Consider the following 22,107-nt stretch of genomic DNA (forward strand, 5'->3'; position numbering starts at 1 on the left):
GGACGAGTTTTCTCGCGTTATTTTCAGGAGCATTCCATGAAACTCAACAACCGAGCATTCGAAAATCGGCCTCCGCAGCTGCGTATCCTTCTACTCGTCGCAGTCAGTGCCACGCTGAGTGTTTTGCCCTTTGCTGTTGCAGAGGGCTCCACAACCCTTACCCTGGACGCTGCGGAACGCCTACTTTCCCAAAACCCGAGTTTGGCCGCCTATCAGCAAAAAATTCTGGCCTTGCGTCATCAGGCCATTGCTGCATCACAGCTGCCAGATCCGCATCTCAGTTTGGGTGCGGTCAATCTTCCTACCAACAATTTTTCCATGAATCAGCAGAAAATGAGCATGCTGAGTGTAGGGCTGAGCCAGACATTTCCTCCTTTTGGCCAGCTCGCGCTACGCAGCCGTCAGTTTCGCATGGAAGCCCGCGCGGCCTCTGCCAGCAAGGCGGAGCGATTGGCTGAACTGCGCTGGCTCTTACAGCAAAGCTGGATTCAGGCCCAGGTGGGGCACAACGAAATACGGATCCTCGTTCGCCAAGAGCAATTGGCACGGCTGACGGAGCAGGCAGCGATGGCCGCCTATCGTGCTGGTAGAATCGAGGAAGCCGAGGTATTGCGTGCTCGTCTGGAACGCCTCGCTCTTGCAAACGAAAAAGATCGGATTCGCTCTGAGCAAACAGGCGCCGAAGCACGTATCACCGAACTTTTGGGGCTTTCCGCTCCTCCGCGATTGGAGTGGCAGTGGCCACATGCATCTCCGCCGCCCGCCTTGTCGCTTTTGGTCGCGAGGATTTCTGGTCAGCCGACATTACAGGCAGCTGCGGCAAGCGAACGTGCCGCGCAAGTGGCTGTGCGGGTGGCGAATCGCAGTCTGCTGCCTTCGATTACCGTCAGCACGTCCTATGGACAAGACTTCATGCCCGGTAGTCCGAACTGGCTTTCCGTGGGTGTCAACCTCAGCCTGCCGATTTTTCCAGCCAATCGTCAGGACCAGATCATTGCCGCCGCGCAAGAAAAGCAGATGGCTGCGGTTGATAACTATGGCGAACAACGCCTGCGTATCGCGCGAGAGCTGCGAAGTGCTTATGCCCAATACCAGGCTGCGGCTGCCGAAGATGAGCGTGACCAGCAGGATTTACTCCCCTTGGCGAAGCAGACCTATGCCGCCGAACTCGCGGATTTCCGAAGCGGACGAGGGCGATTGCAATCAGTATTGCGCGCCCAGAATACCGTACTCGCCACTGCGCTGAACACCCTTGCTGCCCGCCGGGATCGAGCTCTGGCGATCGCGCAGTTGGATTTTTTGGCAACGCAATATCGCGGGGTGCAACCATGAACAAGCGTCTCTGGGGATTTTCTCTCGCCTCTCTCCTGCTCGGTGCCGGGATCGGTGCCACGCTGGTGCTGTGGTTGCCTGCGCAATCACCGAGCAAATCGCCTCTCCTGAAATCGCCATCCGCGCCGGTCCAGACCAAAACCGCCAAGCCACGTATCTTGTATTGGGCCAATCCCATGAACCCGAAAATCCATGCAACCCATCCTATGAAAGACAACATGGGCATGGCCTATATCCCGGTATATGCCCATGCACCTGCGGCTTCTGCAACTGGGCTCACGGTGGATTCGCGGATGGTGCAACAACTCGGTGTACGCGTGGTTGCTGTGCAACGTCGACGGATTGGCCGTGTCCTCACCACTGTGGGCACGGTGGCCGAGGACGAAAACCGTGTGTACACCGTCACCCCACGATTTTCTGGTTGGATCACCAACCTCGCGGTTCGTGCGGTGGGTGACCCGGTTGCAGCTGGGAGCGTTTTGGCTCGGGTATATTCGCCGGAAGTTTATAGTGCCGAGCAAGAATATTTACTTGTCCAAGCGAGTGGTCCAGATAAAGATGCGACAAGCGAAGAGCTGCGTGCGGCGGCAACAGAACGCTTGCGCCTTCTGGGGTTGTCGTCGACGGAGATTGCCGCACTGCGTCGCAGCGGGGTGGCACAGCGGCAGGTCCCCGTTTATGCCCCCATTTCTGGTGTGGTGCAGAAGTTGCCGATCCACCAGGGCGGATATCTCTCCTCGCAAAGTAATATGATGGAGATTGCAAATCTCGATCGAGTTTGGGTGCAGGTCGCACTCTATGGCTACCAACTGCCTTGGGTACATATAGGGGATCGCGTAGAACTACGCTCCGAGGAGTTCCCTGGAAAGATCTGGAAAGGCCGACTCAGCTTTCTGTATCCCACACAAAATCCCCAAAGCCGCACGGTCACGGCGCGTTTGTCCTTCGCTAATCCCGAGAGGACGTTGCGGCCAGGAATGTATGTCACGGCACAGGTGTGGACCCAGGCGCACAAAGTCCTGGCCGTGCCCGATAGCGCCATTCTTCGCACCGTGCAAGGGAATTTTGTGATGCTTTACCAAGCCGACGGACATTTTCTCCCTGCGCAAGTCCAAGCTGGAGCCACGGCCGATGGTTGGACCGCAATCCCACAAGGTCTGCATGCCGGTGAGCGAGTGGTGAACAATGCCCAGTTCCTGCTCTATTCCGAGTCGCAGTTCCAATCTGTACGGGCCCGTATGTTGGGCGGGAACCTAAGCTCGAAGCACACTGCGCCGAGCAAAGCGGAAATTCCCTCTCCTGCCGCAGCGACGCGCAAGACTTCCTCAGCGGAATCAATGGCGGGCATGCACATGGGAGGCGACGGACATGATTAAAGCCATCGTTCGGGCATCCATCGATAATCCGCTCCTGGTCATTCTGGCCACCCTGATCGTGACGGTGGCCGGCATCCTGGGAATGTATGCAATTCCTCTGGAGGCGATCCCCGACATTTCTCCTACCCAAGTGATCGTTAAGACCAGCTATCCGGGACAGGCCCCCCAAGTCGTGCAGGATCAGGTCACCTATCCCTTGGAAACTACCTTGCAGGAGGTCCCTGGTGCGCGAGCGGTACGGGGGTATTCGATGTTTGGGGATTCCTATGTGTATGTCTTGTTCAAAGGCGGTACCCCTATTTTCCAAGCACGCAACCTCGTTCTCCAGTATCTCGAACAGGCGCAGGGTGAATTGCCGAGGGGTGTGATACCTGCACTGGGTCCGAACAGTTCCGGCGTCGACTGGATCTACGAATATGCCCTGACCGATCCAAAAGGGACCCTGAACCTAGCACAATTGACCACCCTGCAAAACTGGTTTTTGAAGTTTGCCCTGCAGGGGATACCAGGGGTGGCCCAGGTGGCTACCGTAGGGGGAATGGAGCAGGAGTATCAAGTTGTCGTCCATCCGCAGCGCATGATTGCCGAGGATGTCTCATTGCCCCAGGTAGAAGCGGCCATTCGCGCGGCGAATGGAGAAACCAGTGGGTCCGTCATTGATCTGGGCGAGTCTCGGTATATCGTGCGCACTTCTGGGTACATTCATTCCCTGCAGGATCTTCGCCAGGTTTCCGTGGCGGTGCGGGATGGAATACCCATTACCCTGGAGCAAATTGCCCGGGTGCAGTTAGGCCCGGTATTGCCGAGCGGCATCGCCGAGTTGAACGGACAAGGGCAGGTAGTCGGGGGAATCGTCATGATGAATCAGGGCGGGAATGCCAACGCGCTGATTCGGCGGGTAGAACAGAAGCTGCATAGTCTGCAATCTTCCCTCCCCACGGGTGTAAAGATCGTCACCACATACAGCCAGCGGCCACTTATCCAACGCAGTATTGCCACCCTGAGTGGCAAACTGTTGGAGGAGTGTATTGCAGTACTCCTGGTAACTTTTCTATTTTTGCTGCGTGCCCGCTCCGCGCTGGTGGTGTTGATCACGTTGCCGGTCGGCATTCTGACCGCATTTGCGGTCATGTATGGCCTGGGAATTTCGGCCAACATCATGTCTCTCGGCGGAATCGCGATCGCCGTGGGGGTCATGGTCGACGCTCCCGTGGTCATGATCGAGAATATGCATAAACGGATGGAGGAGGGTAGAGAGACAAACCCCTGGATCGCAGCGCGCGAGGCGGCGCTCGAAGTCGGACCAGCATTGTTCTTTTCTCTGTTGATCATTACGGTGTCGTTTCTGCCAATTTTTGCCCTCGGTGGTCAGGAAGGCAAACTCTTTGCTCCTCTTGCCTTCACCAAAACCTTCGCCATTGCGGCGGCGGCTCTGCTATCCATTTCCTTGGTACCGCTCCTCATGGCCTGGTTGATCCGAGGGCGAATTCCCGCCGAGCGCAAGAACCCGATCAATCGCCTACTGGCGTCGCTGTACCGCCCGGTTATCCATGGCGTGCTGCGGTTACCCTGGCTGATTCTGATACTGGCTGGGTTGCTATCGTTGACCATGATCTACCCGTGGCAGCGACTAGGTACCCAGCTCATGCCCCCCCTCGACGAAGGTACCTTGCTCTACATGCCGGTTGCTCAGAACCCAGCGATCTCTTATGGCGAGGCGGGTAGCCTGCTGCAGTTGACAGATCGCATCCTCAAAAGCTTTCCCGAAGTCAAAACCGTGTTCGGCGAAGCTGGACGGGCGCAAACGGCGACAGATCAGTCGCCCATTTCCATGTTTGATACGGTCGTCACCCTGCGCAAGAGGCAGCATTGGCCAATCGGGATGACCCTTGATCGGTTACGGAGTCGTCTCAATCAAGCACTGCAAATACCGGGGCTGAGTAACGACTGGACGCAGCCTATCAAAGGACGCGTAGATATGCTGACGACGGGTTTACAGACCCCGCTGGGCATCAAAATCACCGGGGCGAATTTGACTACCTTGAACCAGCTCGGTCAGAAAATACAGCAAGCCTTGGCGTCTGTCCCCGGTACCGAGTCGGTATACGCTGCGCATGCCCTGGGTGGACGCTATATTGTCATCCATACAGAGCGTCAGGCGGCGGCACGCTATGGTATCTCAGTGGCTGATGTCAATCGAGTCGTGGAAACGGCGATTGGTGGCAAGGTCCTGACCACCGCAGTAGAGGGGGTGCAGCGTTTTCCCGTCGATCTTCGGTATCCGCGCGCCGAACGACAGTCTCTAAGCGCTTTGAGGAACGCTTATATCACGGCACCCAGTGGTGCCCAGATTCCGCTCGCGCAGGTAGCGCGTGTCCGCTTTGAAAAAGGTCCGGCGATGCTGACTAGCGATAACAGTCAGCTGAACTCCTGGGTGACGATTGACCTCAAGCCCGGCACCAGTATCGGCGGCTATGTCGCGGCTGCCAAGCAGGCACTCGCCCAACATGTCCCGTTACCTGCTGGATATACTATCGATTGGGTCGGAGAATATAAAAGCATGGAGCGTGCTGACCACCGCCTGTTGTTGGTGGTCCCTGCCGTCTTGTTATTGATCACGATACTGCTCTATTTCAATTTCCGTAACGTGGTGGAGGTCGGGATCGTGCTGGTGACGCTTCCTTTTTCTCTGCTCGGGGGGCTTTGGCTGGTCTATCTGCTGCACTACAAGCTATCGATAGCCGTAGTCGTTGGATTTATTGCACTCGCTGGCGTCGCAGCGGAATTCGGCGTGGTCATGCTTTTGTATCTCGATGAGGCAGTCTACCGCCGGAGAGCACGCAGCGCTCTGGAGAATTGGCATGACCTGCAATTGGCGGTTATAGAAGGCAGCATGCTGCGACTACGGCCACTGGCTATGACCCTCACGTTGGTCGTTGTGGGTCTTCTGCCGATTATGTTCAGCCACGGAACGGGAGCGGACATGATGCGTCGCATCGCAGCTCCGGTGGTTGGGGGAATGTTCAGCGCGGCTTTGTTGGCGCTATTGGTGATTCCGGCGCTATATGCGTTGTGGCAAAAACGACGGTGGAAACTGGGATAGTCCTATACAGGAGAGATGACGATGAATCGTAGGCAAATGATGAAGTCGATTTTTTCGGCCCTGGCACTGTTGGGGTATGTTCGTCTCGGTGCCGCCAGTGCTTCAGGTATAGGCGGGATGATGGGAGGCATGATGCGCAACGGGCCAGATGAAGAAGGCATGCGGGCGATGATGTCCCCAGAAAATCGGGGGCCCATGCAGACCGGGATGGAACTATTTGAGCGACATCGCCAGGTGCATCGCAAAGTGACCTTTCTACCCGATGGTATCCATGCCGTTACGATATCTGCAGTACCAGAAACGGTGGCACTGTTACAGGCTCATGTGGAGCAGATGTATGCCCGACTGGCGGAGGATCGTCCTTTCCCATACCCGATGAGTCGCAGTGTTCCAGTGATGTTCGCACATCCAACTCTGTATCAGCGCAAGCTCACCATGCTCAAGGACGGGATCGCCGTGACGGAAACCTCCAATGACCCAGAAATGGTGCGAGTCATTCACGCGCATGCCCGAGAAATCAATCGTTTCGTCCAGGATGGCATGCCGGCGATGATGCGCAAGATGATGTAATTTGGTAGAGGGTCGAGGCCACCCGCTCGGGCAATGGATTGCACTGCGGTGGGATTGGCGAGATCGGTGGTGAAGGCGTCTATCGTGTGGGAACCCACTTGGAATAGCCGGCTTTCTGGCATAATGGCGTGGTTCTTCTGAAGAATCTGAATCTCAGCCGGAAGGCGTTGCGCCCGTATCCTTGAGCGCGCAAAATGATAATCCGCTTTGTCGAGGTACCCATGTTCGAATCCCTCAGCCAACGTCTCAACCAAAGTTTCAAGGCCTTGCGTGGTCAGGCCCGCCTCAGTGAAGACAATATCCGCGATGCCCTGCGCGACGTGCGTATGGCGCTGTTGGAGGCTGACGTGGCGTTGCCGGTGGTTAAGGATTTTGTGGCCGAAGTGCGACAGAAGGCCCTCGGCGAAGAGGTGTTGCGCAGCTTGAGCCCCGGACAGGTCTTCATCAAGATCGTCAACGACGAGCTGACGCGTCTGATGGGTTCTCATAATGACCGTCTCGATCTGCAGGCGCGACCGCCAGTGGTGATCCTCATGGCCGGGCTGCAGGGCTCTGGGAAAACCACCACGAGTGCCAAACTCGCCCTCTGGCTCAAGGAGCGAGAAAAGAAGCGGGTGTTGATGGTCAGTACCGACGTCTATCGGCCGGCGGCGATGGAGCAACTCGCCAGTCTCGGACGGGACATCGCCGTCGAGGTCTTTCCCAGCCATCCCAGTCAGGCGCCAGTGCAGATCGCGCGGGATGCTTTGGATGCGGCACGCAAGCAGGTCTACGACGTGCTGATCGTCGACACCGCCGGACGGCTGCACGTAGACGAAGAAATGATGGCCGAGGCCCGGGACCTGACCGCTGCAGTACAGCCAACGGAATTGCTCTTTGTCGTCGACGCCATGACTGGCCAGGATGCGGTCAACACCGCCAAGGCCTTTGACACTGCCCTGCCGCTGACCGGAGTGATCCTCACCAAGGCCGATGGCGATGCGCGCGGTGGCGCCGCCCTCTCCATTCGCGCCATCAGCGGCAAGCCGATCAAGTTTCTCGGTGTGGGCGAGAAGGTGCGCAAGGGGCTGGAGGCCTTCCACCCAGAGCGGATGGCCTCGCGTATCCTCGGCATGGGTGACATCGTCAGTCTGGTGGAGCAGGTACAGCAGGAAGTCGATGTCGAGCAGGCGCAGCGGATGACCGACAAGCTGCGCAAAGGCAAGGGCTTTGATCTCGAAGATTTTCGTGAACAGTTGCGTCAGGTGGAGCGCATGGGCGGGCTGACCAGCATCCTGGACAAGCTGCCGGGGATGAGTGAAATCCCCAGCGAAGCGCAGGAGGCCCTGCAGGACAAAAAGCCGATGCGGCGGCTGGAAGCGATCATCAATTCCATGACCATGGAAGAACGGCGCCACCCGGAAATCATCAAGGCCTCTCGCCGCCGCCGAATTGCGGCAGGCTCTGGCACGACTGTCGCCGAAGTCAACAAGCTACTCAAACAGTTTGAGATGATGCAAAAGATGTTCAAAAAGATGGGCAAGGGGGGCAAGGGCTTGGGACGCTTGCTGGGGATGAATCCGCGCAATCTCATGAAAGGCGGTATGCCCTTTCAATAAGTGAAATTTTTGGTTATGATTCGCGCCTTTCCCGCCGCGCGGGTTGCGGTATTGTACTTTTGTGAGGAACGGACATGGTAGTGATTCGGATGGCTCGGGGTGGCGCCAAGAAGCGGCCCTTCTACCACATCGTGGTGGCGGATAGTCGGGCGCGGCGTGACGGACGCTTCATCGAGCGTTTGGGTTTTTACAATCCCGTCAGTAATCCGTCGGAGCTCCGGCTCGACAAGGAACGTGCTGCCTACTGGCTGGCCCAGGGCGCGCAGCCTTCGGATACCGTGGCGCGCTTCCTCAAGGCCGAGGGCGTGAGCAAGACGGGTGTCAACGCCGCCTGAAACCGCGGAATGGGTGCCCCTGGGGCGCATTTCCGGCCTCTATGGTGTCCGCGGCGCTGTCAAGGTCTTTTCCTATACCGAGGAGCGTGAGGGCATTTTGGATCATGCCCTCTGGTATCTGGGTGTAGAGCACCGCCCGGTCGCTGTGCTCTCCGGTGGGCTGCAGGCCGGAGCCGTGATTGCGCAGCTGCGCGGAGTCCAGGATCGCGAAGCGGCGCGGGCACTGATCGGGCAAGAAATTACGGTTCCTGCCGAAGAGCTGCCGCTGCTACCGGAAGGCGAATATTACTGGCGAGACTTGATCGGTATGCAGGTGATCAACCATACCGGGCAGCGGCTCGGGCAGGTGAAAAACCTGTTGGAGACTGGCGCCAACGATGTTCTCGTGGTGCAGGACGAGCAAGGTGCGGAAACCCTGATCCCGTGGACAGCGGATGTGCAGGTGGATGCAGTACAACGTCGTATCGTGCTTGACTGGGAAAAGGACTGGTGATGCGTTTTGATGTCATCAGCATTTTTCCAGAGCTGATAGAAGGATATTTTCAGGCGGGAGTTTTGGCCCGCGGTCGGCAGCGCGGTTTGCTCGCACTGCAGGTCTGGAATCCTCGGGATTTCAGTGATCTTCCGCATCAGCGGGTGGACGACCGCCCCTTTGGCGGTGGTCCGGGGATGCTGATGATGGCGCCGCCGCTGTTGGCGGCCATCGCTCGTGCGCGGCGGGAGAATCCGGAGGCACCGGTGGCGTATCTATCGCCTCAGGGGCGGCCCCTGCGGCAGGCGGATTGCCAGCGCTTCAGCCACCGCGCGGGGATGATCCTCCTAGCCGGGCGCTATGAGGGCATCGATGAGCGCGTCATGGCGCAGGTCGATGAGGAGTGGTCGCTGGGGGATTATGTCCTCGCCGGCGGGGAGTTGCCGGCACTGGTGCTGATGGAGGCAACGGCGCGCCTTCTGCCCGGCTTCCTCGGCCATGAGGCTTCGGCGCAGGAGGATAGTTTTGCGGCGGCGGACCTGCTGGATTGTCCGCATTACACCCGACCCGAGCAATGGGAAGGAGTGGGAGTGCCTGCGGTTTTGTTGTCGGGTGATCATGCGCGGATTGCGCGCTGGCGTCGGGGACAGTCGCTGTTGCGAACCAGGGCGCGGCGCCCGGACCTCTGGGTGCGGCGCCAGTTGTCGGTTGAGGATATACGTTGTCTGCAGGAAGCAGAGAGCGCGGATGAAAGTGGCAGGGTGTAAGGAGAAGTGCTGTGAATATCATTGATGAAATCAATCTGGCAGAGGCCAAGAACGAGATCCCCGACTTCATCGCCGGTGACACCGTAGCGGTGCATGTTCGCGTGAAGGAAGGCGAGCGCGAGCGGGTTCAGGTATTCGAGGGTCTGTGTATCGCCCGGCGTAACCGGGGTGCCCACTCGTCCTTCACGGTGCGCAAAATTTCCAGTGGCGAAGGCGTCGAGCGCGTTTTCCCGATGCACTCCCCGCTGGTTGCCAAGGTAGAAGTGAAGCGTCGCGGCGATGTCCGGCGCGCTAAACTCTACTATCTGCGTGATCTCTCTGGTAAGGCCGCGCGCATCCGCGAAAAGCTCGGCTGATGACCGCCTTGCAGTCTACCGCCTTGCTGGAGCAATGGCGGATGGCTGCGACACCAGAGCAGGATCGCATCTGGGCAGACGCTGCTGCGCGTCTGCCCTTGCAGTCAGCTTTTTTGCGGGAGGGCCTGCCTCTGTCTCGGGGGCAGGCCGATCTGCATCTCAGTCGCTGCTGGATGGCGCGACTCAGCGTGACCATTGCCGCGAATTCCCTGCCTGGCCATCTGGTCGCGCGGGCTTGGTCGACGATGGCGACGGGCGCGCCGGTTCCCGCCGAATGGCTACAGATAACACCCGATGCCCCCCTACCGATCGACATGGAACTCGATATCCTGGCCGAGGCCGTCGAAAAACGGGACGAGAAACGCCTGTTGCCGCTGTTGCGCAGCATGGCCGAAGATGTCAAGGCTCGGCACCTGATCATCGATCGTCTGCGCCTGCGGGTCGCAGAAGATGGTTTCGCCCATGGGCTGCGCAGCAGTCTCTTCCATGCCTGGGCACAGCTCGCTGCCGTCGTGTCTGCGGAAGATTTTGTCGCGCTTACCCTGGCTGCATTGCAGCAACATTGGGGCCTGCCCGAGGCTTGTGCGGTGGTGGTTCCCGAGGGGCGGGCGGAGCGGCGCGCGGATAGTGGCAAGGCGCTCTTGCAGAGTCTGCGCGAGCGTGATCTGGGTGCCTATATGGAGCATCTTCGCGGTATGGGGGACCAACCGATTGCCGCATTGCGTCAGCTTTTTCTGGCGCTGGGCCTGATGATTCTGGAATATCCGGCGAGCGCCCAACTGCGTGAACTGGGAGAGATCTACCTGTGGTTGGCGGCGATACTCCAGATGCCCCACCGTAGCTTGCGTCGTTGTCGCCGCATACTGTTCAGTGCGGCTGCTGATCTGTTTCGCTTCGCCGGTTGGGAGGCGCAGCAAGACTGGCCGGGATATGCTGAACTCGCAGCTTTCCGCCATGCTCTGTCCGAGGAGCTTACGCCGCAAACCTTCCGTGAGGACTGGCAGCGCATTCTCCAGGTGCAAGCCCTCGGCAGCGAGACCTTGGCAACCTGGTATCGTCGGCGGGCCGAGCAATATCTCAGCGTAGCTGCCGAGCCCGCGACAGACTTCTGGGCACATTGGCAGGAGACGCAAAGGGCTACCCAGGAACTCGCCGGACCGCTATTATGGATTCATCCCTTGGTTTTTCTGCGCCTGTACCCGGAATCGTGAGCCGGTGGCGCTACAGCGTCGCGTCGATCGGCACGCTGACCCTGGAATTTTGTGACGCTGCATTGATTGGCCTGAGTCCCGTTTTCGGACAAGTCGAAGAGTTGCCCGATCTCCCCGCCGATCATCCGGTTGCGCAGGCGCTGGTAGCCTATGCGGCAGGCGACTTCGAGGCCTATGAACGATGCCGCAGGCGGCTTTTGTTGCGGGTACTCGGCACGCCGTTTCAGCAGCAGGTTTGCCGTGCCCTGCAGGAGATTCCTCTGGGCCAGATCCGCAGTTATGGTGAACTCGCCAGCCGTTTGCAGAACACACCCCGCGCGGTTGGCCAGGCATGCCGTCGCAATCCCATCGCCATCCTCATCCCCTGCCATCGGGTACTCGCCAAGGACGGTCTTGGCGGCTATGCGGGCGAGCGGGAGGGGGCAGCGCTCAGCTACAAAAAACTTCTTCTTCAGCACGAGGGGGTGTGGCATGGACAAGCCTAAGAACCCTGCAGGGGGGCTGGACGAGGATGTTCACCAATTTCTCGATGCCTTGTGGCTGGAGAAAAACCTGAGTGCCAATACGCTGCAGGCCTACCGCCAGGATCTTGACAGCTTGTTCCGGTATCTGCAGCCGCGCGAGATGCGTTTACGTCAGGCAGAGCACGCCGACCTGGCAGGTTTTCTCGCCACTCGCCTGAGCGCTGGTGCGGCCCTGCGCAGCGTGCGGCGGCAGCTCTCCAGTCTACGAAGCTTTTACGCCCATGCCCTGCGTGAGGGCTGGATCCGCCGCGATCCCAGTCTGGACCTCAGCTCGCCCCGTTTGGGACGGCACTTGCCGGAGGTGCCAACGGAGTCCGAGATCGAGGCGCTGCTTGCCGCACCGGATCAAAGCCATCCCCTGGGTCTGCGGGATGCGGCCATGCTGGAGCTGCTCTACGCGACCGGTCTGCGGGTATCGGAGTTGGTGACCCTGCAGTTATCACAGATAGACATAGCAGCCGGGGTGCTGAAGACCTTCGGCAAGGGACGTAAGGAACGCTTGGTGCCCATTGGCGAGCGGGCCCAGGACCTGCTTGTCGATTATTTGCGGCGCGCTCGCCCCGAGCTCTTGCAGCAGGGTGCCCAAGCTGCCCTGTTTCTCAGCCAGCGGGCAGCGCCTATGACCCGGCAACGTTTCTGGCAGCTAATCCGACACTATGGCAGGATTGCTGGCATCCGCTGCCGGCTCTCTCCCCACAGTCTGCGCCACGCCTTTGCCACCCATTTGCTCGATCACGGCGCTGACCTGCGCAGCGTACAGTTGATGCTGGGACATGCCCAGCTCAGTACGACGGAAATCTACACGCACATTGCCCAGGCACGGCTCCAGGCCCTGCACGCCGCGCACCACCCGCGCGGCTAGTTTCAGCCGCCTTTTTTGGGTAGGCGCAGGACAATGAAAATACTCGATTTTCCTTGTCGGACCAGTACCGGAACCGGTTTGTCTGCAGGAGTCGCTGCAACCAGACGTTGCAGCTGCTGCGGGCTCTGGACCACCTGCTGATCAAACTGTTCGATGATCATCCCCGGCTGCACGCCGGCTTCGGCCGCCGCCCCTTCGTGTACGTCCACTACCGCTACGCCCTGATTGATTCCCAGCTCTTGTTTTACTTTGGCAGGCAGCGGTTTGGTGGAGATGCCCAGCCGTTCGATTTTGAGCACGCCAGGATTTGGTGTCGGACTGCTCTCCAGATCGCTGGCTTTCTGCGGGCTGGGCAAGGCGCCGACGGTGATCGGCAGATTCACCGCTTTGCCGTGTCGTAAGATACCAATTTCTACCCGAGTTCCAGGCTTTTTCGTGCCTACCAGCAAGGGCAGTTGGCCGACACTGTAGACCGGCTTGCCCGCGAAGGTGACGATGACATCGCCGGCACGCAGGCCCGCACGTGCCGCGGGACTGTCCGGCTCGACCGAGGCGACGAGGGCGCCCACGGGTTCATTGAGATGCAGTGCTTCGGCCATGTCTGGTGTCACACTCTGGACCTCGACACCGAGATAGCCAAACTGAATAGCGCGATGTGCCTTGAGATCCTCTACCACCGACATCACCGTATTGATGGGGATGGAGAAAGACAAGCCCATGTAGCCACCGTTGTTGGTGTAGATCTGATCATTGATGCCCACGACCTGACCATACATATTGAAAAGGGGACCGCCAGAGTTGCCGGGATTGATAGGCACGTCACTCTGGATGAAAGGAATGTACTCATCGTCCGGTAGTGGTCGATCCAGGGCACTGACCACGCCCTGAGTGACAGAGTTGGAGAAACCGAAGGGGGTACCGACCGCGAGTATCCATTGTCCCACCTTGAGATCGCTCGAGTTGCCTATGGGTGCGGTGGGCAAACTGTTGGCGTCGATCTTCAACAGGGCGGTATCGTAGCGCACCGACAAGCCGACGAGTTTGGCCGGATAGGCGTGGTGATCGGCGAGGGTGACAATGATGTGCTTGGCGTGACGCACGACATGGGCGGCAGTGACGATGTAGCCATCGCTGCTCAGGATGAAGCCGGAGCCGAGAGATTCGACCTTCTCCTGCGGAGGCTGCTTGGACTGACTATTGGGTGCGCCAAAATGCTCAAAAAAGCGGTAGAAAGGCGAGTCTGGCGGGAAGGGATTGCCGGCCCCGGGAATCGTCTGTTCGGAGGTCGTGCTGATATTTACCACCGTTGGGCCATAACGGTCGATGAGGGGAGTGAAATCAGGAAGATTCACCAGGGGCCGCAGGGGAGTACTTTGCGTGACCGCAGCAGCCGGCGCTGCCTGGCTGCCAGCTGGCTTTTCGCTACTCACCTGCGCTTGCGCACAACCAGAGGCAAGCAGGGCCAGAGTGAACGCTGAGAGGATGGCACGACGTTGCGAGAAACGGGAAATGGGGCCGGACATTCGGTCTTACTCCTTGGGGTACCCGCCAGGGCGGTGCGACGGAGAGCATCCGCCAGAGAACAGGCTCAATAGAGTGCCCGCGCCAGTTTGCTGCGATATTCGTTGACCAAGGGATGTTCCTTGCCCAGTACGAGAAAAATCTTCAGGAGGGTCTTACGGGCAAGGTCGTCGCGATATTTTCGATGCGCCTGCACCATCTCGACGAGTTGCTCCAGTGCTGCCTGCTCATGACCTTGCAACAGCTCGCGCAGCGCATGTTGGTACATGGCCTGCGCCTGCTCATCACCACTGCTTTCCTGCAAGCGCCGCGCGATTTCCGCGCTGGACGGCGCATCGCGCAGTTCTGCCGAAAATTCCAGTAGTGCCCGCAGCGCCTCGACGTCCTCCCGCACCTGGAAGGCGGGACTTAGAGCAGCCAATTCGAGCTCGGCGGCGTCGTGATCGCCACGACCGAGCAAAAGACGCGCAAGCTCCAGGCGGGCCTCATCATTGCGGGCATCTTGCTCGAGGGCGGCGCGAAAGGCCTGCTCGGCGGCCTCGGTGTCGCCGCCTGCGAGGGCTTCAAGCCCCGCCTTGCGCTGCTCGTCGCCGACCTTGGGCAACATCTTGTCGAGGAACTGACGAACGGCGGACTCGGGCAGGGCGCCGGCAAACTCGTCGACGACCTTGCCATCACGAAAGGCTTTGACCGCCGGGATTCCCCGAACGGAATACTGCCGAGAGAGCTCGGGATTTTCATCCGAGTTGATCTTCGCGAGTAAAAATACTCCCTGCATCTCGTCGGCCAAGCGCTCCAGAACCGGACCCAGGGCGCGGCAGGGGCCGCACCAGGGAGCCCAGAAATCCACCACGACCGGGCGACGAAAGGATTCGGCTTCCACGGCCTCACTGAAGTTGCCCAGGTTTACGTCAATCACGTGGGAACCAGACGCCATCTACTCCACTCCTGCTCTTCGGATTCTGAACATGACTACACGATACTTTGTTGCCGTGAGCGCGTCACTGGGCCTGCAGCTTGTGCATTTCCTCGACGATCTGCTGCAGCAGGCCGCGGGTGCTGGCGCCCAGTCCTTTGCCCAGACGCTCCACGTCGGTTTTTCCTTGGGATAATGGTCCCAGACAGGCGCCCAACTTTGCCATCTCGCCCCCAGCCCGCTGCATCTGGCCGGCCATCTGCCCGAGCCATTGCAGGGCCTGGATATCGCCCCGCTGGGCAGCGACGACGATTCCGGCAATCCCGGGAGCGGCGAAGCTCGGATCGGCCTGGGTGCCGGGGGACGGGAGAGAGAGGGGATCCTGCAGACCCTGCAGGACGCTCTCGACGACAATGCGGTCTTCGTCGTCCAGACCGAGCAACAGTGTCGCATCCCTCTCGCCCGCCAGGATTCGTTCCAGGCGCGTGACGAGCTCTTGCCAACCGTTGGCGCTGGCTGCGCGCAGACTGTCCGCCAGTGCTGGCCGTCGATCGGCGTTCTGACAGACGGCAACGACCTGATGAATAAGTTGCGCGTGCGCCCTGCGTACCTGTTCGCGAAAGGCTGGAAGTTCCGGCACCGGCGTGTTCCCAAGATCACCAATTTCTTTGAGTTTGTATCCTGCCTTCACTAGAATGTCAAAAGACGGCGGTAGCGGAGGGATGGTTTTGGCCAAAAAATGGCTGCAGCGAATGGAAAGTTGGGTGCACGGCGGCGTCGACATCGTCCGCGAGCATCCCGGGCGCTGGGCGCGCTACCTGCTGGTGCCTTTGGCTCTCACCGCCCTGCCGTTGCCCTTCTGGTTCATGTACGGTTTTGCCCCCCTCGGACTCCTGGGCGGATTGTACCTGGCTGGGCGCTGTGACGGGCAGGAATATACCGGTGCGCAAATCCGCCACGCCCTCAGTGTGGCGGTGTTGTGGGGAATGGTGTTGACGCTGTTTGGTCTGCTTTTCGAATTTGGCCGCGAAACGGTACTTCTCGGGGAGCTGTTGAGCGGTGCGCAGGGCAACTGGCAGCTGGGTCAGGAACCGGGGTTCTGGGGTTGGTGGATGGGCTTCAGTGAGCGCCTCACCGATTTCGCCCTGACCCCGTATTTCTGGTTTTCCCCGGCTTTCTTTGGTGTGGCCCTAGCGCTGCACAAGGGGCATGGCTGGCTGGAGGCGGAAGTCGAAACGACGCTTGCACTGCTGTTTCGTCAGGAGTTGCGTGATCCGCTCATTGCTTTATGGGCCATACTCCTGGTTGCCAGCGTCATTCTGCCGTTGCCGGCGCAAGTATGGCTGGCGCTTTTGGTCTGGGTACTCGGGCCTCCCATCGTCCATGTCGCGTATGAAGACATCTTTGCCAACAAGCAGCGGCCGCGGCGCAAGCGTGCGGGCAGATCGGTACAGCTGCCGGTATTGCAGGCGCAACCGCAGAAAGTGCGCGCCAGTTGAATCTTCTTCATGGCCAGGCAGCAGATTTTGCGCTTGAGGGAATGCTGCTCGCCTTGCTACTGTTCCGCCTGGAAAATTGATAGACGCAGGAGCCCCCCATGTTTTCTTCCCAAACAGTCGCCGATTTTGACCCCGCTCTGGCAGCGGCCATGGAGCACGAGCGCGTGCGGCAGGAAGATCATGTCGAATTGATTGCCTCGGAAAACTATACGAGTCCGATGGTGATGGCGGCGCAAGGCTCGGTGCTCACCAACAAGTATGCCGAGGGCTATCCCGGCAAGCGGTACTATGGCGGCTGTGAGTATGTCGACGTGGTGGAGCAGCTGGCCATCGATCGGGCCAGGCAGCTGTTTGGCGCCGAACATGCCAATGTGCAGCCGCACTCCGGCTCGCAGGCCAATCAGGCCGTGTATTTTTCGGTGCTCAAGCCGGGTGACAAGATCATGGGCATGAGCCTTGCCCACGGCGGTCATCTCACCCACGGCGCCAAGGTGAATCTGTCGGGAAAGGTCTTCGACGTGGTTGCCTATGGCGTGCGCCGTGAGGATGGACGCATCGATTACGACGCCATGGCGGCACAAGCCGAGCAGGAACGCCCGAAAATGATCGTTGCGGGGGCCAGCGCCTACTCACGCATCATCGACTTTGCGCGGATCGGCGAGATTGCCCGCAGTATTGGCGCCTACCTTCTGGTCGACATGGCGCACATTGCCGGCCTGGTGGCCGCGGGGTTGCATCCAAGCCCAGTGCCGCATGCCGATTTCGTCACCACGACGACGCATAAGACCCTGCGTGGACCGCGTGGGGGGCTGATCCTCTGCCGTGAAGAGTACGCCAAAAAGGTCAATTCCCTGATTTTCCCGGGCATTCAGGGTGGCCCGCTGATGCACGTCATCGCCGGCAAGGCGGTTGCCTTTCAGGAGGCCTTGCAGCCGGAATTCAAGACCTATCAGACCCAGGTCATCCGCAATGCGCAGAAGCTCGCCGCCGTCCTGGCGGGCCGGGGCTATCAGGCGGTTTCTGGCGGTACCGATAATCACCTCTTTCTCCTCGATCTGGGCGAGACGGTGACCGGAAAAGAGGCGGAAGAGGCCTTGGGGCATGCCAATATCACGGTCAATAAAAATGCGGTGCCTTTCGATGCCCGTCCGCCGGCGGTGACTAGCGGCATTCGTATCGGTACCCCGGCGGCGACCACCCGCGGTTTTGCCGAGGGCGAAATGGAGATTCTCGGGATCGCTATTGCCGACGTCCTCGATGCCCATGAAGATTCGGCCGTACTGCGGAGTGCGCAGACTCGCATTCTGGATCTCTGCCGGAAATTCCCGGTCTATGGCTGACGGTGCATTGCCCCTTTTGTGCGCATGACGACACCCGTGTCGTCGATTCCCGCATTGTCGATGATGGCGAAGCGGTGCGGCGACGTCGGGAGTGTCCGGTTTGCGGCCAGCGCTTCACCACCTATGAGCGTGCCGACCTGGCCTTTCCCATGGTGGTCAAGGCAGACGGCCGCAGGGAGCCCTATCGGCAGGAGAAACTCCTTGCCGGTTTGCGGCGTGCACTGAGTAAACGCCCAGTCTCTACTGCGGAATTGGATCTTGCGCTGCGTAAGATCGAGAAACAGATTCGCAGCCATCCGGAACGAGAGATTTCGGCCCGTCGCATTGGCGATCTGGTGATGAGCGCGTTGCGTGAGCTCGATCCGGTTGCCTATGTGCGTTTTGCCTCGGTATACCGCCGTTTTGATGATTTGCATGCTTTCAGCAGCGAGATTCAGGCCCTGCTCGATCCCGGAAATGACGCTGAGTCCAGCAACGATGGCGATTGACGAAAACGACATTCAGTATATGCGTGAGGCCCTGGCGTTGGCGCAGGAGGGCCGCTACAGCACCCACCCGAATCCACGAGTCGGTGCGATTCTGCTGCGCGATGGCAGGGAGCTGGGGCGCGGAGCGCATCTGCAGGCCGGTGGGCCACATGCGGAAGTCCTTGCCCTACGCGAGGCGGGGGAGTCGGCGCGCGGCGCAACGCTCTATGTTACTCTCGAACCCTGCTCTCATCACGGCCGCACACCGCCCTGCAGTGATGCCCTGATTGCCGCCGGGGTACGTCGCGTGGTGGTGGCGATGGCAGACCCCAATCCCCTGGTGGCGGGTCAGGGCATTGCCCGCCTGCGTGCTGCCGGCATTGAAGTCGATCTGCCCTGCCTGGAAGAGGAAGCCGCGTGGCTGAATCGTGGTTTCATCCAGCGCATGCGCACGGGTCGTCCCTGGATTCGCATCAAGCAGGCCAGCAGCCTGGACGGCAAGATTGCCCTCGCGAATGATCAGAGCCAATGGCTGACCGGGGTGCTTGCGCGGGAGGACGTGCAGCAGGAGCGGGCGCAGGCGAGTGCCATCCTGGTTGGCGTAGGTACGGTCCTGGCCGACGATCCGCGGCTGGCCCCACGCCTGGAATCCGCGCCCCTGCGCTACCCGGTCAAGATCGTCCTCGATGGACACCTGCGTACCCCGCCCACGGCCGCTCTCTTGCGTAGCCCGGGTAGGACGTGGATTGTGCATCGAGATGATGCCGATGGTGCCTCTGGTCCGGCTCTGGTCGCTGCTGGTGCCCGCCTCGTCGCTTTGCCGCCGGCAAGTTCAGGAGTCGGGGTCGATTTTACTGCGCTCATGCAGTTTTTGGCAGCCGAAGAAGTCAACGAACTTATGGTCGAGGCGGGTGGACGGCTGTCCAGCAGTCTTCTCGATGCTGGAATGGTCGATGAATATCTACTCTACTTTGCTCCCCTCTTGCTGGGGCGGGACGCCCGCGCCTTTGCCGAGCCCGGGCCCTTCACGGAGCTTGGGCAGATTCCGCGCTGGCGCCTTCGGGAAAGCCAGGTGTTGGGACAAGACGTAAAACTTCGCTATCTCTGTCAGCAGGAGGCTTGATGTTTACCGGAATCGTCCAGGCCTTGGGAACTCTGCAGCAACGCCAGCACCTCGGCGGTGATCAACGCTTCTGGGTTGCCGCTGGCGATCTCGATCTGAGCGACGTGCAGTTGGGAGATAGCATTGCGGTGTCCGGCGTCTGTCTGACGGCAGTCGCCTTGGAGCCTGGACGTTTTGCCGTCGATGTCTCGCGGGAAACCCTGGAACGCAGCACCCTCGGCGCTTTGGCCCTAGGTGCGCAGGTCAATCTGGAAAAGGCATTGCGTCTTGCCGACCGTTTGGGTGGGCATTTGGTGGCTGGCCATGTCGATGGAGTTGGCACTTTGCTCAGCGCGCAGGCCTCCGGCCGCTCCCAGGTCTATCGGGTGCAGGTACCCGAGGATTTGCGGCGCTACATCGCGGCTAAAGGAAGCATCTGCGTGGATGGCGTCAGTCTTACCGTCAATTCCCTGTATCCTGATGGTTTTGCACTCAATCTTATTCCACACAGTCTGGCGCAGACTACTGCCCAGTTCTGGAAACCGGGGCAACGACTCAATCTGGAGGTCGATCTTCTCGCTCGCTATCTGGAGCGCCTCATGGCCGAGACCGGGAAAAGCGCGGTAGAATCCCGGCTCGACGCCGCAAGTCTGGCCGCGAAAGGATTCATTTGATGACGGACACGCATATCAGCCCTACGGAAGAGATTCTCGCCGATATTCGGGCTGGGAAAATGGTCATCCTCATGGATGACGAGGACCGCGAAAACGAAGGCGATCTGATCCTGGCGGCAGAGCATGCCACCCCCGAGGCCATCAACTTTATGGTGCGGGAGGCCCGCGGTCTGGTGTGTCTGCCCCTGACCCAGGAGCGTTGTGAACAACTGCAGCTCCCGCAGATGGTGCGGCACAACACTGCGCAGCTGGGCACTGCCTTCACGGTCTCGATTGAGGCGGCGCGTGGGGTCAGTACTGGAATCTCCGCTGCCGATCGTGCCACGACGATTCAGGCAGCCATTGCCGATGGCGCTGGTCCCCAGGATCTCGTCATGCCGGGGCATATCTTTCCCTTGGCGGCGCAGCCCGGCGGCGTATTGGTGCGTGCTGGCCACACCGAGGCCGCTGTTGACCTCGCCCGTTTGGCGGGTTGCAAGCCGGCGGGCGTGATCTGCGAGATTCTCAACGAAAATGGGGAGATGGCGCGCTTACCGGACCTGCTGCCCTACGCCGCGCGCCATGGTCTGAAGCTTGGGACCATTGCCGATCTGATCCGCTATCGCCTGGAGCGCGAGCGCATTGTCCGGCGCGAGGGTAGTGGGCCCTGGCAGAGCCCCTGGGGCACGTTCACTCTGCATCTGTATCGCGACTGGATCGCTGGTGAGACCCACTTTGCTCTGGTAAAGGGGCAGCCGGAAGAGAGCGACAAGCCGGTCTTGGTGCGGGTGCAGGTGGGAAAGACCCTCACGGATCTCTTTCTCGGGGATCAAGGCCCCGTGGCCCACGCGCTGGCGCGTCTGGCGCAGGAAGAGACCGGTGTTCTGGTATATCTGCAACATACCGACGACATCGCGACCCTCCTTGCCCAGATTGCCGAATTGCCGGCACGGCCGCAGGGGCCTGGACAGGCAGGAGACTCGGGAAAAATTCTCCGCACCTTCGGTATTGGCGCGCAGATCCTCACCGATCTTGGCGTCCATCAGGCCCTGGTCCTCAGTGACAGTCAGTTTCAGTATCGCGGCATTGGCGGTTTCGGCCTCGAAATCGTCGGCCAACTTCCCTTTCTCGAAACAGGAAAACACCCATGATCGAGCGCATCGAAGGTACGTTGCAGGTCGGCGCTGGCGAGCGCTACGCGCTGCTGGTTGCCCGCTTCAACAGTTTTATCACGCAGCAGTTGGAGCAGGGTGCCATTGACGGTCTCAAACGCCATGGCGCCAGCGACGAACAGATTCAGGTCATCTACAGCCCTGGAGCCTATGAGATCCCGTTATTGGCGCAAAAGCTCGCGCGCTCCGGCAAATATGCCGCCGTCCTTTGTTTGGGGGCGGTGATTCGCGGTGGTACACCCCATTTCGACTATGTCGCAGGCGAGGCGGCCAAGGGCATCGCCCAGGTTGGCCTCGAGACGGGCGTACCGGTAATTTTCGGCATCCTCACCACGGATAGCATCGAACAGGCCATTGAGCGAGCGGGCACTAAGGCCGGTAACAAGGGCTTTGATGCCGCTCTCACGGCAATGGAAATGGTTCAGTTGCTGAAAAACCTGTGAACGAGCCCCGTAGCCCCAGCCGGCGCCGTCTGGCGCGAATGGCGTTGGTGCAGGCATTGTACCAATGGCAGCTCAATCCCAGCTCCTGTCAGGAGCTGGCGGAACAGTTCCATGCCGATCCGGAGCGCCTGCAAGCGGCGGATATAGCCTTCTTCGATCGGATCTGGGCGGCACTCTGCGGCCAGGTAGACGCCCTCGACCCGGCGATCATCGAAGCCATCAGCGATCGTCGCTGGGAAGATGAGGTCAACGAGATCGAGCGTGCCATCCTGCGCCTCGCCGCCTTTGAATTACACTCTGCACCGGACACCCCCTATCGGGTGGTCATCAATGAGGCCATCGAGCTTGATAAGGCCTTTGGCGCCGACCAGGGGCACCGCTTCATCAATGGCGTTCTGGACCAGCTTGCCCGCCGCTGGCGGGCCGTGGAACTCAGTCCCCACAGCGCCGAAAAGTAGCGTCATGTAGCTATAGCCATGCATGAGCTT

At 59.9% G+C, this 22,107-nt stretch carries 23 protein-coding genes; 20 read left to right on the top strand and 3 right to left on the bottom strand.

Features of this window, described 5'->3' with window-relative positions; all coding sequences use genetic code 11:
- The first annotated feature begins 36 nt into the window (after positions 1-36).
- From MQE22_RS01690 to xerD, 12 genes are all read left to right on the top strand, one after another.
- Complete coding sequence (locus MQE22_RS01690) at positions 37-1,332, top strand: TolC family protein (protein WP_215871259.1); 1,296 nt, start codon at positions 37-39, stop codon at positions 1,330-1,332.
- The gene (locus MQE22_RS01695; RefSeq protein WP_215871260.1) at positions 1,329-2,708 is read left to right on the top strand and encodes an efflux RND transporter periplasmic adaptor subunit; all 1,380 of its coding nucleotides are present in this window, start codon (positions 1,329-1,331) and stop codon (positions 2,706-2,708) included. The genes MQE22_RS01690 and MQE22_RS01695 overlap by 4 nt, the downstream gene beginning before the upstream one ends.
- On the top strand, positions 2,701-5,811 hold the full coding sequence (locus tag MQE22_RS01700) for an efflux RND transporter permease subunit (protein ID WP_215871261.1): 3,111 nt from the start codon (positions 2,701-2,703) through the stop codon (positions 5,809-5,811). Before MQE22_RS01695 ends, MQE22_RS01700 begins: the two co-directional genes overlap by 8 nt.
- A gap of 21 nt (positions 5,812-5,832) precedes the next feature.
- The gene (locus MQE22_RS01705; protein ID WP_226827092.1) at positions 5,833-6,381 is read left to right on the top strand and encodes a hypothetical protein; all 549 of its coding nucleotides are present in this window, start codon (positions 5,833-5,835) and stop codon (positions 6,379-6,381) included.
- Positions 6,382-6,602: 221 nt separating this feature from the next.
- The gene (ffh, locus tag MQE22_RS01710; protein WP_215871262.1) at positions 6,603-7,979 is read left to right on the top strand and encodes a signal recognition particle protein; all 1,377 of its coding nucleotides are present in this window, start codon (positions 6,603-6,605) and stop codon (positions 7,977-7,979) included.
- 74 nt (positions 7,980-8,053) lie between these two features.
- Positions 8,054-8,314, top strand: coding sequence for a 30S ribosomal protein S16 (rpsP, locus tag MQE22_RS01715; RefSeq protein ID WP_215871263.1), 261 nt, complete (start codon positions 8,054-8,056; stop codon positions 8,312-8,314).
- Positions 8,298-8,807, top strand: a complete 510-nt coding sequence (gene rimM / locus MQE22_RS01720; protein WP_215871264.1) for a ribosome maturation factor RimM — start codon at positions 8,298-8,300, stop codon at positions 8,805-8,807. Before rpsP ends, rimM begins: the two co-directional genes overlap by 17 nt.
- Positions 8,807-9,553: a tRNA (guanosine(37)-N1)-methyltransferase TrmD gene (trmD, locus tag MQE22_RS01725; protein WP_215871265.1), complete on the top strand. Its 747-nt coding sequence runs from the start codon at positions 8,807-8,809 to the stop codon at positions 9,551-9,553. The genes rimM and trmD overlap by 1 nt, the downstream gene beginning before the upstream one ends.
- Positions 9,554-9,564: 11 nt before the next feature.
- Positions 9,565-9,909, top strand: a complete 345-nt coding sequence (gene rplS / locus MQE22_RS01730; RefSeq protein WP_215871266.1) for a 50S ribosomal protein L19 — start codon at positions 9,565-9,567, stop codon at positions 9,907-9,909.
- Entirely contained in the window at positions 9,909-11,120 is a 1,212-nt protein-coding gene (locus MQE22_RS01735) for a hypothetical protein (RefSeq protein ID WP_215871267.1), read from the top strand. The genes rplS and MQE22_RS01735 overlap by 1 nt, the downstream gene beginning before the upstream one ends.
- Positions 11,117-11,605, top strand: coding sequence for a methylated-DNA--[protein]-cysteine S-methyltransferase (locus MQE22_RS01740; RefSeq protein ID WP_215871268.1), 489 nt, complete (start codon positions 11,117-11,119; stop codon positions 11,603-11,605). The genes MQE22_RS01735 and MQE22_RS01740 overlap by 4 nt, the downstream gene beginning before the upstream one ends.
- Complete coding sequence (gene xerD / locus MQE22_RS01745; protein ID WP_226827090.1) at positions 11,592-12,506, top strand: site-specific tyrosine recombinase XerD; 915 nt, start codon at positions 11,592-11,594, stop codon at positions 12,504-12,506. The genes MQE22_RS01740 and xerD overlap by 14 nt, the downstream gene beginning before the upstream one ends.
- A 2-nt stretch (positions 12,507-12,508) precedes the next feature.
- Here the strand turns inward: xerD and MQE22_RS01750 are convergent, their stop codons facing one another.
- The 3 genes from MQE22_RS01750 to MQE22_RS01760 all read right to left on the bottom strand — a co-directional run bounded on the left by MQE22_RS01750 (position 12,509) and on the right by MQE22_RS01760 (position 15,583).
- On the bottom strand, positions 12,509-14,029 hold the full coding sequence (locus MQE22_RS01750) for a Do family serine endopeptidase (protein ID WP_215871270.1): 1,521 nt from the start codon (positions 14,027-14,029) through the stop codon (positions 12,509-12,511).
- Positions 14,030-14,094: 65 nt separating this feature from the next.
- Entirely contained in the window at positions 14,095-14,964 is an 870-nt protein-coding gene (locus MQE22_RS01755) for a tetratricopeptide repeat protein (protein ID WP_215871271.1), read from the bottom strand.
- A 64-nt stretch (positions 14,965-15,028) separates the two neighbouring features.
- The gene (locus tag MQE22_RS01760; protein WP_215871272.1) at positions 15,029-15,583 is read right to left on the bottom strand and encodes a hypothetical protein; all 555 of its coding nucleotides are present in this window, start codon (positions 15,581-15,583) and stop codon (positions 15,029-15,031) included.
- Between the two features lie 88 nt (positions 15,584-15,671).
- Here MQE22_RS01760 and MQE22_RS01765 point away from each other — a divergent pair, with 88 nt between their 5' ends.
- The 8 genes from MQE22_RS01765 to nusB all read left to right on the top strand — a co-directional run bounded on the left by MQE22_RS01765 (position 15,672) and on the right by nusB (position 22,077).
- Positions 15,672-16,442: a hypothetical protein gene (locus tag MQE22_RS01765; RefSeq protein WP_226827088.1), complete on the top strand. Its 771-nt coding sequence runs from the start codon at positions 15,672-15,674 to the stop codon at positions 16,440-16,442.
- Between the two features lie 98 nt (positions 16,443-16,540).
- The gene (glyA, locus tag MQE22_RS01770; protein ID WP_215871273.1) at positions 16,541-17,782 is read left to right on the top strand and encodes a serine hydroxymethyltransferase; all 1,242 of its coding nucleotides are present in this window, start codon (positions 16,541-16,543) and stop codon (positions 17,780-17,782) included.
- 2 nt (positions 17,783-17,784) lie between these two features.
- Positions 17,785-18,270, top strand: a complete 486-nt coding sequence (nrdR, locus tag MQE22_RS01775) for a transcriptional regulator NrdR (RefSeq protein ID WP_215871274.1) — start codon at positions 17,785-17,787, stop codon at positions 18,268-18,270.
- Positions 18,239-19,372: a bifunctional diaminohydroxyphosphoribosylaminopyrimidine deaminase/5-amino-6-(5-phosphoribosylamino)uracil reductase RibD gene (ribD, locus tag MQE22_RS01780; RefSeq protein ID WP_255790037.1), complete on the top strand. Its 1,134-nt coding sequence runs from the start codon at positions 18,239-18,241 to the stop codon at positions 19,370-19,372. The genes nrdR and ribD overlap by 32 nt, the downstream gene beginning before the upstream one ends.
- A complete protein-coding gene (locus tag MQE22_RS01785; RefSeq protein ID WP_215871275.1) occupies positions 19,372-20,025 on the top strand; it encodes a riboflavin synthase in 654 nt (217 codons plus the stop codon). Before ribD ends, MQE22_RS01785 begins: the two co-directional genes overlap by 1 nt.
- A complete protein-coding gene (gene ribB, locus MQE22_RS01790) occupies positions 20,025-21,155 on the top strand; it encodes a 3,4-dihydroxy-2-butanone-4-phosphate synthase (RefSeq protein WP_215871276.1) in 1,131 nt (376 codons plus the stop codon). The genes MQE22_RS01785 and ribB overlap by 1 nt, the downstream gene beginning before the upstream one ends.
- Positions 21,152-21,619, top strand: a complete 468-nt coding sequence (gene ribH / locus MQE22_RS01795) for a 6,7-dimethyl-8-ribityllumazine synthase (RefSeq protein ID WP_215871277.1) — start codon at positions 21,152-21,154, stop codon at positions 21,617-21,619. Before ribB ends, ribH begins: the two co-directional genes overlap by 4 nt.
- The gene (gene nusB, locus MQE22_RS01800; protein ID WP_255790038.1) at positions 21,616-22,077 is read left to right on the top strand and encodes a transcription antitermination factor NusB; all 462 of its coding nucleotides are present in this window, start codon (positions 21,616-21,618) and stop codon (positions 22,075-22,077) included. The genes ribH and nusB overlap by 4 nt, the downstream gene beginning before the upstream one ends.
- The last annotated feature ends 30 nt before the right edge of the window (positions 22,078-22,107 follow it).

Origin of the sequence: Acidithiobacillus sp. YTS05, from assembly GCF_024396695.1 — a bacterium.
Taxonomy (GTDB): Bacteria; Pseudomonadota; Gammaproteobacteria; order Acidithiobacillales; family Acidithiobacillaceae; genus Igneacidithiobacillus; species Igneacidithiobacillus copahuensis.

Coding starts and splice junctions, on each gene's coding strand:
- MQE22_RS01690 (WP_215871259.1), top strand. CDS start 37: ATGAAACTCAACAACCGAGCATTCGAAAATCGGCCTCCGCAGCTGCGT.
- MQE22_RS01695 (WP_215871260.1), top strand. CDS start 1,329: ATGAACAAGCGTCTCTGGGGATTTTCTCTCGCCTCTCTCCTGCTCGGT.
- MQE22_RS01700 (WP_215871261.1), top strand. CDS start 2,701: ATGATTAAAGCCATCGTTCGGGCATCCATCGATAATCCGCTCCTGGTC.
- MQE22_RS01705 (WP_226827092.1), top strand. CDS start 5,833: ATGAATCGTAGGCAAATGATGAAGTCGATTTTTTCGGCCCTGGCACTG.
- ffh (WP_215871262.1), top strand. CDS start 6,603: ATGTTCGAATCCCTCAGCCAACGTCTCAACCAAAGTTTCAAGGCCTTG.
- rpsP (WP_215871263.1), top strand. CDS start 8,054: ATGGTAGTGATTCGGATGGCTCGGGGTGGCGCCAAGAAGCGGCCCTTC.
- trmD (WP_215871265.1), top strand. CDS start 8,807: ATGCGTTTTGATGTCATCAGCATTTTTCCAGAGCTGATAGAAGGATAT.
- MQE22_RS01735 (WP_215871267.1), top strand. CDS start 9,909: ATGACCGCCTTGCAGTCTACCGCCTTGCTGGAGCAATGGCGGATGGCT.
- xerD (WP_226827090.1), top strand. CDS start 11,592: ATGGACAAGCCTAAGAACCCTGCAGGGGGGCTGGACGAGGATGTTCAC.
- MQE22_RS01750 (WP_215871270.1), bottom strand. CDS start 14,029: ATGTCCGGCCCCATTTCCCGTTTCTCGCAACGTCGTGCCATCCTCTCA.
- MQE22_RS01755 (WP_215871271.1), bottom strand. CDS start 14,964: ATGGCGTCTGGTTCCCACGTGATTGACGTAAACCTGGGCAACTTCAGT.
- glyA (WP_215871273.1), top strand. CDS start 16,541: ATGTTTTCTTCCCAAACAGTCGCCGATTTTGACCCCGCTCTGGCAGCG.
- ribD (WP_255790037.1), top strand. CDS start 18,239: ATGACGCTGAGTCCAGCAACGATGGCGATTGACGAAAACGACATTCAG.
- MQE22_RS01785 (WP_215871275.1), top strand. CDS start 19,372: ATGTTTACCGGAATCGTCCAGGCCTTGGGAACTCTGCAGCAACGCCAG.
- ribB (WP_215871276.1), top strand. CDS start 20,025: ATGACGGACACGCATATCAGCCCTACGGAAGAGATTCTCGCCGATATT.
- ribH (WP_215871277.1), top strand. CDS start 21,152: ATGATCGAGCGCATCGAAGGTACGTTGCAGGTCGGCGCTGGCGAGCGC.